This is a genomic window from Neobacillus rhizophilus (assembly GCF_018343535.1).
Lineage (GTDB): Bacteria > Bacillota > Bacilli > Bacillales > Cytobacillaceae > Neobacillus > Neobacillus rhizophilus.
The window spans coordinates 670580-683142 of the sequence record NZ_JAGYPF010000003.1; the positions used below are offsets into that span (position 1 = coordinate 670580).

Annotated in this window: 19 protein-coding genes and 1 pseudogene; 7 read left to right on the forward strand and 13 right to left on the reverse strand. The window is 34.0% G+C overall.

Annotated elements, in window-relative coordinates:
* The first annotated feature begins 894 nt into the window (after positions 1–894).
* Positions 895–1101, forward strand: a complete 207-nt coding sequence (locus KHA99_RS16810) for a helix-turn-helix transcriptional regulator (protein ID WP_213118612.1) — start codon at positions 895–897, stop codon at positions 1099–1101.
* Entirely contained in the window at positions 1098–1535 is a 438-nt protein-coding gene (locus KHA99_RS16815) for a branched-chain amino acid ABC transporter substrate-binding protein (RefSeq protein WP_213118613.1), read from the forward strand. The genes KHA99_RS16810 and KHA99_RS16815 overlap by 4 nt, the downstream gene beginning before the upstream one ends.
* A gap of 577 nt (positions 1536–2112) precedes the next feature.
* Here the strand turns inward: KHA99_RS16815 and KHA99_RS16820 are convergent.
* The 8 genes from KHA99_RS16820 to KHA99_RS16855 all read right to left on the reverse strand — a co-directional run bounded on the left by KHA99_RS16820 (position 2113) and on the right by KHA99_RS16855 (position 7252).
* Positions 2113–2289, reverse strand: a complete 177-nt coding sequence (locus tag KHA99_RS16820; RefSeq protein ID WP_213118614.1) for a hypothetical protein — start codon at positions 2287–2289, stop codon at positions 2113–2115.
* 2 nt (positions 2290–2291) lie between these two features.
* Positions 2292–3008: a hypothetical protein gene (locus KHA99_RS16825; RefSeq protein WP_213118615.1), complete on the reverse strand. Its 717-nt coding sequence runs from the start codon at positions 3006–3008 to the stop codon at positions 2292–2294.
* Positions 3009–3631: 623 nt separating this feature from the next.
* A complete protein-coding gene (locus KHA99_RS16830) occupies positions 3632–3859 on the reverse strand; it encodes a hypothetical protein (protein WP_213118616.1) in 228 nt (75 codons plus the stop codon).
* Positions 3813–4046, reverse strand: coding sequence for a YrvL family regulatory protein (locus KHA99_RS31535; protein ID WP_213118617.1), 234 nt, complete (start codon positions 4044–4046; stop codon positions 3813–3815). Before KHA99_RS31535 ends, KHA99_RS16830 begins: the two co-directional genes overlap by 47 nt.
* A gap of 255 nt (positions 4047–4301) precedes the next feature.
* Complete coding sequence (locus tag KHA99_RS16840) at positions 4302–5204, reverse strand: NAD(P)/FAD-dependent oxidoreductase (protein WP_213118908.1); 903 nt, start codon at positions 5202–5204, stop codon at positions 4302–4304.
* Positions 5205–5283: 79 nt separating this feature from the next.
* A complete protein-coding gene (locus KHA99_RS16845; protein WP_213118618.1) occupies positions 5284–5676 on the reverse strand; it encodes an Rrf2 family transcriptional regulator in 393 nt (130 codons plus the stop codon).
* Positions 5677–5895: 219 nt separating this feature from the next.
* The gene (locus KHA99_RS16850; RefSeq protein WP_307852080.1) at positions 5896–6204 is read right to left on the reverse strand and encodes a cyclic-phosphate processing receiver domain-containing protein; all 309 of its coding nucleotides are present in this window, start codon (positions 6202–6204) and stop codon (positions 5896–5898) included.
* Between the two features lie 172 nt (positions 6205–6376).
* Entirely contained in the window at positions 6377–7252 is an 876-nt protein-coding gene (locus KHA99_RS16855; protein ID WP_213118619.1) for a LysR family transcriptional regulator, read from the reverse strand.
* 134 nt (positions 7253–7386) lie between these two features.
* On the opposite strand from KHA99_RS16855, the gene KHA99_RS16860 reads away from it, so the two are divergent.
* From KHA99_RS16860 to KHA99_RS16875, 4 genes and pseudogenes are all read left to right on the forward strand, one after another.
* Positions 7387–8355 carry a DMT family transporter gene (locus KHA99_RS16860; protein WP_213118620.1) on the forward strand — a complete coding sequence of 323 codons (969 nt, stop codon included), beginning with the start codon at positions 7387–7389 and terminating at the stop codon, positions 8353–8355.
* 22 nt (positions 8356–8377) lie between these two features.
* Positions 8378–8458, forward strand: a pseudogene (locus tag KHA99_RS16865) (YrzO family protein); the annotation flags it as partial.
* A 70-nt stretch (positions 8459–8528) separates the two neighbouring features.
* Positions 8529–9380: a polysaccharide deacetylase family protein gene (locus KHA99_RS16870; protein ID WP_249366708.1), complete on the forward strand. Its 852-nt coding sequence runs from the start codon at positions 8529–8531 to the stop codon at positions 9378–9380.
* A gap of 255 nt (positions 9381–9635) precedes the next feature.
* Positions 9636–9857 (forward strand): GNAT family N-acetyltransferase, encoded by a 222-nt coding sequence (locus KHA99_RS16875; protein ID WP_213118622.1) that lies wholly within the window; start codon positions 9636–9638, stop codon positions 9855–9857.
* 765 nt (positions 9858–10622) lie between these two features.
* Here the strand turns inward: KHA99_RS16875 and KHA99_RS16880 are convergent.
* Both KHA99_RS16880 and KHA99_RS16885 read right to left on the reverse strand, forming a co-directional pair.
* Positions 10623–10757, reverse strand: coding sequence for a YjcZ family sporulation protein (locus KHA99_RS16880; protein ID WP_213118623.1), 135 nt, complete (start codon positions 10755–10757; stop codon positions 10623–10625).
* A 40-nt stretch (positions 10758–10797) separates the two neighbouring features.
* The gene (locus KHA99_RS16885; RefSeq protein WP_213118624.1) at positions 10798–10896 is read right to left on the reverse strand and encodes a YjcZ family sporulation protein; all 99 of its coding nucleotides are present in this window, start codon (positions 10894–10896) and stop codon (positions 10798–10800) included.
* Positions 10897–11461: 565 nt separating this feature from the next.
* Between KHA99_RS16885 and KHA99_RS16890 the strand changes: the two genes are divergently transcribed.
* Positions 11462–11560, forward strand: a complete 99-nt coding sequence (locus KHA99_RS16890; protein ID WP_213118625.1) for a YjcZ family sporulation protein — start codon at positions 11462–11464, stop codon at positions 11558–11560.
* 368 nt (positions 11561–11928) lie between these two features.
* Here the strand turns inward: KHA99_RS16890 and KHA99_RS16895 are convergent, their stop codons facing one another.
* From KHA99_RS16895 to KHA99_RS31540, 3 genes are read right to left on the reverse strand one after another with little or no spacing between them, the layout of a single operon-like run.
* Complete coding sequence (locus tag KHA99_RS16895) at positions 11929–12063, reverse strand: YjcZ family sporulation protein (protein ID WP_213118626.1); 135 nt, start codon at positions 12061–12063, stop codon at positions 11929–11931.
* A gap of 27 nt (positions 12064–12090) precedes the next feature.
* Positions 12091–12183, reverse strand: a complete 93-nt coding sequence (locus tag KHA99_RS16900; RefSeq protein WP_213118627.1) for a YjcZ family sporulation protein — start codon at positions 12181–12183, stop codon at positions 12091–12093.
* Complete coding sequence (locus tag KHA99_RS31540) at positions 12176–12478, reverse strand: recombinase family protein (protein ID WP_213118628.1); 303 nt, start codon at positions 12476–12478, stop codon at positions 12176–12178. Before KHA99_RS31540 ends, KHA99_RS16900 begins: the two co-directional genes overlap by 8 nt.
* Positions 12479–12563 lie beyond the last annotated feature (85 nt).

Genomic DNA, 12563 nt, shown 5'->3' on the forward strand with positions numbered 1-12563 from the left:
CAGTTCGAGAATTTGCCTCCAGCTTCCTTCAGATTCCACCTCACGGTGGACACCCTTGCTATTGGCTAACAGTTCCTACTGCCAAGCCTGTAGTGGACTTTCACCACCAAGTTATCGCCCATGCCGGGCGCACATAAGAAAAAACGCTGCCGAAACAACGTTTTGTTTAACTCTTGCAACCCTATAGTTTAAGTCATTAATCTTTTCTGCATCACATCTTATTGCATACAATTTATGAACAAGTATATGTTCGGTTTAAGTGAAAATCTTTGTAGCTTTATAATAAAGTTTGAGCAAAAACGTTCGACAAACCCATATTTTACTACAAAAGAAAAGAAATCCATTTTGAAAAAAGATTGATCAAAATTGATTCATTCTTGTGAATTAGTGTACAAATTTTTATAAAAAAGTTTAATAGAAAGTTTCCATAAAACTTGATACAACAATGTTTCCTTTAAAATCACCCTTCTTTAACGGTTAAACTTTTTTCAAAACATCGCGACTTTATTTCAAACATACATTCTTCACAATTTACATTTTTCATCACACTCTTTATGCAACAATCTGGCTCAATTGTTGAATAAGAGATGCAGTCGTTTTTCCTCCACTAAACCGACTGTTGTTCAGGAATTTCTGCAAAAATAAGTGTTAATTCTTAAAATGAGCGTTAATCCTTCTTGGATCAATGTCCCCGTTAGTACAAGAAAAAAGGAATCGCCGTAGCCATCCCAATCTTTAACTCTTGCACCCGTTACTTTAAGTATATTTCTTCACAAACTTTTTATAAAAGAGATTAAAAAATTTATATGCAATATATATATTTCATAATGCAATATATATATTGAATTTCGCAATATATATGTTACAATAAAAATAAGGAGGGATATACATAAAGTGAAAAATAATGTGAAAATGGCTCGTATACAAATGAACTTGACACAACAGCAATTAGCTGAAAAAACAGGTGTTACTCGGCAGACTGTTAGTTTAATTGAAAAGGGAAAGTATAATCCTTCATTAAAATTATGTTTGGATATATGTTATGCCGTTAATAAATCGTTAAACGAACTATTTTGGATTGATAAGGAGGATTTACAGTGAAAATAATTAAAGATGAACGTTTAATCATTCAAAATTTGAGAAATATCCGTATCGCCTTTCTTTTCCAAACAATATGCATCCTAGGAATTTTAATTTACGATGGAATAAGTAAAGGAATTACACACGTTACAGATAATCCGTTATGGTTAGTTTTTATGGGAACTTCAGTTATACTGGGATATTTGAATTTAAGAATATCAGTTGATGAATATGAAACTCATAATAAGAAAAAGCAAGGACCTTATTATAAAAATGTATTTATCTCACTTGTTGTAGGAGTTATTTTTAGTGTTATTACGATTCTTACTCCTGAAGGAACTGTTCGTGATGCCGTTATAATAGGGGGAGTAATGTTTGGATGCTTCTTATTTTCGTTTACAGTGGTCTACTATCTAAGAAAAAAACGTTATGATGAATTTGATGATGAAGAGTAATAAGTTTTGTTCAATCTTATTTTATTTACGGGTGCTTTAGTTCAATGGATAAATAAATAAATAAATAAATATGGGAATAGCTTAGTCATATGGGACTAGGCTATTTTTTATAAACAAAAATCACCGCAAAAAGCGGTGCAAATTAATATACATGTTACTATACATTTTTAGTTGTAAATTCACATTTTGCGATAGGAAACGGAACCCGTTAACCATCCTATCTTCTTTTTTCATTAACCTGCCCCGTTAGTTCAACAAGACAAAGAAAAAGAAAAAGAAAAAATTAAAACCTTTTATCCTTTTGAAAAAAGCGTAAGTCCTTGTGCATTGTGCTGCCATAAAATTTCCTTTGCCTTTTCCACTTTGGTTTTATCTTTTATGTAAACCATTAAAAAAACCTCTGTTTTACTAGTATTAAATTTTCTTTTATATTTTGCCTTAATGTAAAACCATTTAATAAGAAAACCAGAAACAAGCCCAAACACAAGCCCAATAAGGGCCCAAAAGATGGGACCCCATTCTAGTATAAAGCCGTAAATGGAACCGAGAAGCATAAAAATGCACCCTAATATCCCAGCTATATCACAAGACTTGTTCCATCTGCATAATGCATACTATCAAATAATCGCGGAGCTTCAGTTCTCTTATCCAGAGGGAGAGCAAGAATGTCACTTTGGGAAATATCGTTCTCCATTAATTCAGTAAGGGCGACTTCCAATGAGGAAGAATAGTCAAAACTTGCTATGATATACAATTTTATTCCTCCTTTAACGGCAAAGGAAATTTGATTTGTTGAAAATCCCTTTTGAGAAATCTGGATAGCGTAATATCGAATATCTTGTTGCTGGATACATTCATTAAATAAGTGTGGTATAAAAAAAATACATAAACAGATGGAACAAACAGCAGCCATTGGGGATTTAATACAGTCTTAGCCATATTAAAATCCAAGATAAATGAATACAAAACAGATTCAAGCAACCTGGACTTCCAGGACAATACACCAATCCAAAAAAGAGCGAATATCAAATTTGGAATGTTCTTAAAATACAGTGAGGATATTCCTGACGAAAGGAATGCCCAAATAACGGAGTTAGCAGGGGATGATTTGCCTAATAGACTAACACCAATTGGGGAAAGATGCTGAAAATACAAGTCTTGTTTCTTTTCTCGGTAGGCAAGAATATAGGCTTTATTGACTTCAACTGCCCGTCGATAGCTGTCAAAAATGCTGAAAATGTAAATGGGCATATAAACTAAAAACCACTTCTTATCCAAGACTTCCTTTGCTTGGTCAAAATCCCCGAGCATAGAATAATAAATACTGCTGTTGAGATGGGAAAAGTTATTCACGGCAAGTTCGAAAAGCACCAGAATTGACCCAAGAGTGAAATCACCTAATAATAAGTGTCCAAAACCAGGAAAAGTAGCAGACCACCATCCAACAATCCAAGGATTTGTTAACTTGAGCACATTGGAGCCCCAAGATCTTACAATATATAGCTTTCTTCTATTTTGGTTCCCCAAGCAAATCACCCTTAGCTATTAAATAAAGTTCTGTCATATATTAAAATGTATTTTAATAAGGGATTCTATTCTTTTTCTTTACATAAAAACTAACCTGCCACGTTAGCACAATAAGAAAATGAGTTGCGGCGGCAACTCATTTTGATCTTGAACTCTTGCACCCGATAGTTTAAGTGAAAATCTTCACAAAGTTGAAGAGACCAGTTCATTTCCACTTTATCCTTACAACATTTATTACCTTTAACATGGACAAGAGTATTGTCCACATAATATTTTATTGAGTAAATTATAAAAACCAATTTAAAATATTTAAGGAGTGAATTTTATTGTCTAACCCAAAAAAAAGCAGCCTTCCTTATTTTACTTCGTTCTTCAAATAGAATTTTCAAACCATCTTTAACTTCATAAAAACTAAGTGAACTAAAACCAAATCCAATAATAATACAACTAATTCCTACATATAAAAGTGTCATATCTTATTTTCTCCATATATTATTAAAGGTTTGTAGGAAGAATAAACTGCGGAAGCAGAACCGTTCTAAACTCTTGCCCCTGTTAGATCAAGGACTTTATTTAACTGGTAAAGGTTTATCAGGTCGATTAGGACAATAATGACAGTTAGGGTCACTGCATTGAGATTCAGTCCAGTTGTTACAATACGGACAAAGATAAGCATCAAAATCTTCATAGTAAACCAAGTTGAAATTACAAATAGAACAACGTTGTGATTTATCAATAAAACCTTCTATTTCAAATCCATCTATAATAACTAGGTCGTCTTTTTCTCCTATTTTCATAAGTCCTCCATTGTTTTTTACAATTGCACTCGTTAGCTGAAGAATACACCGTTGAATTACTGTTTTTTCTATTATCAAATGGAATTTCGATAAAGAATAATAATAAAGCGGCGACAAATTCTGTTTTCAATGGTATTGTAATGCTATTCATATATTCATCTACTGTATGTAAAGCTAACCACGTCAAAGTGCAGTCGTTCTTGTAGAGACGTGCACTTTATTTGGAGTGACGGGCATGATAGCCTGTTTTGGCTGAGCCAGAATCCTTGATACACCTGGCTTCATGGCTTATAATCATGCCCGCAGAGGCTCCAAGTAAAGTGACAAATTGCCTGTACTTACTTCCAGTAGAGGGTTCGACAATATTTAAAAATAACTTCAAAATGACGTATTCACTTAATGAAGCACTACACTACATTTAAGTACATTGTTTCACAATGTTTTAATTAAAATCCTCCAGAGTTAAATCTGTATTCACTCCAATTGCGGCTCTACTTCCTTGAGCCGCCGCAATAATCACTTGTGAAGGAGCGATAACGGATGTGTCACCTGCCGCATAAACACCTTCAATATTTGTCCTGCCTAACTCATCTGTAATGATTCCACCAAGCTGGTTTATTTCGCAACCTAAAGATTTTCCAAAAGGTGAAGCCTGAATCCATTCGGGAGTCACAAATCCACCATCCCTCTTTTCTTTTTCATCATCCTCAAAAATTACAGCTTCTAAAAACCCATTTTCACCAACAAGAGTTTTAATTTTTTGTTCAAATACCTTTATTTCTTTTCTTTGAAGCACGTCTTTTTGCTCCGTAGTTAAAACCTTGTGTCCATTAGTACAAACGATTAAGTTTTTGCTCCAATTATAAACAGTTTTTACCATATGAAACACAGATGGGAGTTCAGATAACACTATTAGCGGACGGTCTTTCAACTCCCAGCCATCACAATAAGGGCAACTAAAAAGACTTTTCCCGTAATAATCCATAAGGTTTTCCACGGACGGATGGATTTCCTTTAGACCAGTTGCTAAAATAACTTTCTTTGTTTGAATACATTCCCCTTCTTCTGTTACGAGTTCAAATATTATTCCCTTTTTTTTAATGTCAGTAATTTTTTCATTTCTAATCATTACAGAAGGATATTTGGCTATGTCCTGATGAGCAATTTCTCTAAATTCTCTTGGTTTAATTCCGTCTCTTGTAATAAATCCATGCGACTCTTGGGTAACTGCGTTTCTTGGAGAGCTATTGTCGAATAAAATCACATTTCTTCTTGCCCTGCCTAATACAAGTGCAGCATTTAAACCTGCTGGACCTCCACCTACAATTACACAATCTAACATAATAATATACACTCCTTTTAATTAAATACATTAAAGACCTTTATTATCTATAATAGGAGGATAAAAAAAGACATCAATTAAATTATTCAGATGTCTTAGCTAAATCAGCCAGGGTTTGCCTCCTTAATTCTTCTTCCATTTTTTTTTCGGACTTCAACATTACTTTTTGGATCTGACATTGAGGTCCATGGTCTAATCCGCACTCAAACAATGATGACTTTCCCTCAATCGCAAAAATAATATCAAGAAAAGAAATGGATTCCCAGCCTCTTGTCAATGAATATCCACCATTTGCTCCTGACACAGAAGATACCATTCCTTCTTTTACAAGCTTGGTTAGGATTTTAGATAAGTAAGTTGGTGAAACATTCAGCTTTTCTGCTAGTGTCTGTACCCCTATTGGTTTGCTTGATTTTGACAAGGCTAAATTTAACATTGTATGAAGAGCATAATTAGTTGCTTTTGAGTACTTCAATGTATTAATCCCTTCCTATCTATTAAAGACTATAAGACTCTCTAATATCCATTATAATTGTGTAAAAACGATTGTCAAGATACATGCTTTATTCAACTCCATGTTAGTAAAAAAACGTCACCACCTATTGTTGAAATGCACCCGTTAAGCTGAATAAGGATGAGATGTAACTAAATTATCCTGAGTATTTATTGGGTGTAATTGAATAATGATATATCTCTATATCCTTCTCAATAATTCCCTTCTTTGGGCGGCTTTTAGCGTCTGATACATATTTTCTCTTCCTACAACATTATCTGTATGAAGGTAGATTTTATCTGCACGTAACCCCTTTTCACAGATATACTTGACCAAATCATATCCTGTTGGAAGTAAGTTTCCATCAATATCTTCACCTAAATCGTGGTCTAAAGAGAGAATATGAACCTTAAATTTTTTTATGTAACGTATTGCTTCTTTAATGTTTATATATCCGTCAGGGCAATCCCTTAAATCATCCACATATAGATTTATGATTTCAATAGCCATTCGAGCAACCCCCCAAGCATCTTCCAACTTTTTATTATACCATTTCTTTTTTACTAGTCGAGTAGAAGGGGGCCTCATGTGCCTCTGCAACGTGAGGAGATGCTTGTTGTCCATTCTTAAATTAACATCATTTTTAATGGTATTTAATCTAGTACATTTTGCTTAATAATTTTTAGCCTCTACTAACACTATTTATATGACGATGCTCTGAAATTATTTCCAAAAAACTTTGCATTGAATTTGTCATGTATACATCTTTCCGACGTATAAAGATGGTCGAAAAATTACCGTACTCACTTGGAATCGGATGACAATGAACTTTGCCTGTCGTAGAAAGATGTTCAACCGCAGATTGTGGAACAAGTGTAACCCCAAGGCCAATTGAAACACTGTTTAAAATTGTTTCTAATATGTTAAATTCCATAATTCTCTTTGGCATTAGGCCTTCGTCTTTTAACCATTGTTCTAGCTTAGAACGATATCCACATCCTTTATTAAAAACAAGAAGTGGTGTTGTGATAATATCCTCTAAATGAAAAGTTTGATTTTGTGTAACAAGAACAAGCTTTTCAGTACTTACATCATATTGTTCTAAAAGTGGATGTTTAATAGGTCCAGTTATAAAAGCACCATCTAACTGGTAATCTGCTACTTTTTGAATAAGCTCCTCAGTTAAACCTGCTTGTAGGGATAAATCCACATTGGGGTATTCCTTATAGTAAGAAGCAAGAATCGTATGTAATTCACTTACTGTTTCAACTGTGCCTACTTTTAACATTCCTGCTGGTGAATCACTATCTAAAAATACTTGCTCCAGTTCTTCGACGTCCTGCAAAATTTTATTAACGTATTCAAGCATTTTCCGGCCTTCCGCATTCAAAGTCATTCCTCTTTTATGGCGATAAAAAAAGGGCGTTTTAAGTTCTTTTTCTAATTGCTTGATACGTGCTGTTACATTGGATTGGACATAATTTAATTCCTTTGCTGCTTGGCTGACGCTTCCTTGACTTGCGACGCTTTGGAAAATTTGTAAGTCTCTTAGTTCCAAAAAGCCCTCCCCCTTTCTGAAATATCATTATAAGTGATGGATTACATCACTTTCAATCATTTTACATAAACATCCTTCTTTCTTATAATTTCAAAGTGTTAAATATATCTCTATATAGAAACGGGGAATTTTTTATGAAAAAAGGGCAAATGATTGTGGGAGTAATCTCATGTTTAATTGCAAGTATGTCATGGGGAGCAATGTTTCCTGTTGCCGATCATGCTCTAGAATATATAAATCCATTCTATTTTTCAATTATTCGATATGGAGCAGTATCCATAGTATTAATTGTTCTTTTATGGATGAAAGAAGGTAAGGAAGCATTTCATTTAGAAGGAAAAGGAAGGTTACTCGTCTTCTTCGGAAGCATGGCTTTTACTGTTTACAACGTACTTGTTTTTTTAGGCCAAATGTTATTAGGAAAAGCTGGTGTAATGGTAGCGTCAATTATGGAGGCACTTATGCCAATAATTTCAATTGCCATTCTATGGGGTTATAAACATGTGAAACCACGAAAGTATATGATTATTAGTATGATCATTGCATTTGTTGGAACTCTTTTTGTTATTACAAAAGGGGATATGACTTTCTTTCTTACTTTGAAAAATAGTATTTTTCCTATTGCATTTATTTTCCTTGGTGTTGTAGGGTGGGTAATTTATACGATGGGCGGACAATCTTTTCCTAATTGGTCTACGCTCCGCTATTCTACATTAACTTGTGTATTCGGAACATTTGTCACAGGTATCATTACGATAATCCTTACAATGCTAGGGCTTGTGTCAGCTCCAAGTGTGGGGACGATTTCTTATATTAAATATGATCTAGTATTTATGGCAGTACTACCAGGAATTGTGGCATTACTTAGTTGGAACTATGGTGTGAAAATTTTATCATCTATTAATGGAATTCTATTTATTAACTTTGTTCCAATTACTACATTGATCATTATGATGATACAAGGATATAAAATAACCATTTTTGATATAGTAGGAACCCTACTAGTCATTGCAGCTCTCATTCAAAATAATCTATGTCAGCGTAAAGAAGAAAACCAAAAAAGCCAGATGCTACAAGATGAACAGATGCAAAAAGTTGTCTAAATCACTATTCGGGAGATTTTTCATGGTCGAAAGTTTATTGTTTTTATTAGCCACTGGGATAGTCTGTGAGCTTGCGGCAATAAATCGAAATGCTCGTAAGAAGTCTAATAGCAAGATGAAATGATAAATCTTTTTAGGTGAGTAATAGGAATATATTGAGAGGTTGATATTAATTGTTAGTACTATCTACACCAAAGAGACGGCGTAAATTAAATCATTTGGGGAAATTAATGGTTGGAACTCTGATTCTACTCTTCGTGCTATTATTCTATTTAATTATTGGTAGCATAGATGAAAAGGAGGCAAAAGTTAAAAAAAGCAATTCACAATCTATTACTACTGGAGAGCACGAAGTATCGAATCATAAGAATTTCAAGGAAATTCATTCAAAAAGTGTGTTGAATGAAAAAGTGCCATTGAAAACTGGAAAAGTCGTTTATTTAACTTTTGATGATGGTCCGCGTCCATTTTCATATGACATTTTAAATCTATTAAAAAAGTATAATGCAAAGGCCACGTTTTTTATGATGGAACCAAATATGAGAACGTACTCAGAAGTTGTTAAGCAAATGGTTCGTGATGGACATGCTGTTGGGGTTCATGGAGTTACACATGAGGTATCTAAAGTTTATCATTCACCAGAAAGCTTTGTTTCGGAGATGAATCAGGGAATTAAATGTGTGCTGGAATTGACTGGTGAAGAAACTAGACTAATTCGGCCCCCATATGGTTCAGTTCCATATATTACACCTTCATTTAAAGAAGCAGTGGACAATGAGAATTTGTTACTTTGGGATTGGACCATCGACTCTTTGGATTGGAAATTAAGAAATGGGGAATATTTGCAAAATGTGGAACTGCAAACGGAGAAGCTGGCAGGCAAATCCCCACTAATTGTACTATTGCATGAGAAATTGTCAACTTTTGAACATTTAGAGCCATTGTTGAAGTATTATCATGATAATGGATATGACATGCAACCCCTGAATCATTCGATGAGTCCGTTTCAGTTTAAATCATTTTAAGCCTTTTATCAAAGGGCTTTTCTGCACTTTTTGGAATAAGCCACATCCGACTAAACTTTGTAATACCCGGTATCCGTTATTCTTCACAAAGTTTCTGTACCTTCTTTCAGAAATGACCCATTTTTTTGCCGCTTCCAGGGCACATATATTCTGTCATGTGTGCGCACCCTTCCAAAACTTATGAAATAATTATATACGGCTATCCGAACAAAACAAAGGTGCTATTTGTAAATAATCAACCTGCAAGAGAGTCGATTGGCGCTTCAAGTTAACTTGCAAGCAATGCAAGCTTGTACAGTTTGTTTGTTTTTCGGATTTTCCCTACAGGGAAAACCCGAAAAATTAAGTTCTATCTATATTTTAAAAGAGTATCAGGGACAAGGGATAAAAAAATTACTCGTTGAATTAGTAATCAGAAAACTTGAAGCTATGGGTATTAACACAATGCTCTTTTTTGTATTAGAAGATAACCAGTAGAAGAATCAACTTTTGAAAAAGTGCAATGTCTATCGTTTTATTATAAAAATCTTTAAGTTTCAAACTATTTGAGGGAATGATTTCATAATGAATTCATTCTCCTTTTTCATCTGGTGGGAGTCATTTTGTGTGGAAGAAAAGGACATTTAATAATACAGATTGTGAATAATTACGCTTTAATTAAACTGCTCCGTTACAAAAACAAAAGTGTCACCACAGATTGGTAACACTTTTGTTTTTTGAAGCCTAAGTTTTCAAGATATTCTTTTTTTAATTGGTACAAATAAATCAACTTTATTTCCCTTCTGGATCTTCGGGCTCTTTAATTTTGTTCCTTATTGTATTAATGCCCCCTTTAGGTTATGTGAAAATCTTAACAATCTAATTGATGATTCTTTAATATTAATACAGACTAAATATTAAAATATTTGAAGCTTGCACAAAAATCAATAAGGCAAACCCCAATTGGATACTTGCCCATATTTATTAAATAAACCCTATTGATAGCAACGTAATAATAAGCACTTCGTAAAGAACAAGTGTCATTATTAAAGGAGTCTAGGGTCCATAGCCACGATGTGGTTGTTGACTGATTTTTGATAATGACACGGTAACGGGTTCACAAAATAGTATGCCTAAGAGCAAGTCTGCATGGGCTTTTCTAAAAAAAGAAATCATTAACTACCGTGTCACATTTATCATAAAATCCCATAATGATTCTACTGTAAAACAACAAAGGTCCCTGGAAAGGACCTTTTAAACATATTAATAGTAGCAAGCACATCCAACAATAATTAACAGGATAAATAATACTACAATTAAAACAAATGTGTTCCCGTAACCACAACCTCCATAGCCACCATAACCGCAGCCGCCCCATCCGTAACCGTACCCAAACATAAGTTTTTCCCCTTTCTTAATGAATAATTATTTCATTTATTTAATACCAACCACCACAAAAAGAAGCACCAATAATGATGAGTAAAATAAATAACACAACGATTAAGGCAAATCCTCCACCATATGCACCATCTGACATAAATATACCTCCTCTCGGATTGTTATTATAAGCTATTCAAATTGAGAATAATTGTATGGGCAATTATTAAAAACTCCTGGAATTTTATCCAGGAGTTCCATAGAACCGTTCTTCTTCAGGAGGTAAATGCTTTGTATTACGGTAAACGGTAAATATGACTGATGGCTGATGGCATACATTAGAGTATGAATAAAAGCTTATGCTGTTTCGACTTTTTATAAAAAATATAAAAAATAAATCCTAAAGATTTCCGTCACAATTAAGAGGGAGAACTTTACTAACGTTAGAAAAAAGGAAGAGCCCTTTTTTCCAAATTTCACAACTATTGAACACCTTGTCCAATCACTTCTATTGTAAGAACATACTATATTAATACCAACTGTACAATCCGCCAAGCGCGGTATTTTACCTCCAAACGCCTGCATATTTTGCAGGCTTTTTTGTGTGATTTCAGGATGAACGTCGAATTTATTCTTGTTAAGATGTTTGTCCAAACCAATCTTGTCAAAATCACTATAATTATATTGTAAGTACTTTAGCAACTTGGAACGGGAGGTGATGGATTATGTCTGATCATCATCATCATCGTTTTGCTTTAATTGTTGTATTGTTTATCCTGTTAATTATTGTTGGTGCAGCTTTTGTTGGCGGCTACTACTATTAATTCTCACCACCTTTTGTTTGTTCACTCTATGTATATTTTGTAAAACAAGCTTGGCTTGGACAAATCAACCATTAAAAAAATCAAAAATAATTTATTCCTCAATGTCTGAAAGGATATTATTGAAACTCCTAAAAAAATGTACGAAGAAGTCAGTATTGGATACCGGCTTCTTCGTGAGGTAATGCTAATGTATCTTGGTTGGATGGCTTACAATAGATTACGCCTAAAAGTATATTATGTGTGGGCGATTTATAAAAAATAAAAATGATATCAAACAAAATAATTTTGTTGTACCTTTAGCAGAACACCACATTAATAATTTTCCAAAAGACTTAAAGGGGTCCTTTTAAAGGACCCCTTTAAGTCTTTTAATAGTAGCAAGCACATCCAACAATAATTAACAGGATAAATAATACTACAATTAAAACGAACGTATTTCCGTAACCGCCGTAGCCATAACCACAGCCGCACCCTCCATAGCCAAATCCGCCGTAGCCAAACATATAATTCACCCTTTTTTTATTTTTTATTTACCAACAATAGGCGGCACCTATAATAATTAACAGGATAAACAAAACAACGATTAATGCAAATCCCTTGCCGTAACCTACACCATCAGACATAATTTTTATCTCCTTTCGAACGGTTATTATAAGCTATGCAGATTGAGTAAAAATGTATGGGCGGCGGTAAATAATTACCCGAAGATCTTGTTGTATCTATTTTTTCACAAAGTGAAATAAACTGTATTCCACGCGATTCGAACTCATCAACTCGCTCCTCCAAGTGCTTTAAGCTTCTGCTTATTCTGTCGAGCTTAAAAACAACAATTTCATCGCCCTCGCGGGCATAATCAAGCATGCGCTGTAATTCCGGTCTATCGTTTTTCATTCTGGATACATGTTCTTTCGCCAGCATATTTAAGTGCTTCTATTTGCATTAACATATCCTGATTATCGGTTGAAACACGTGCGTACCCAAGCTTCATGGATTTCCACCTATT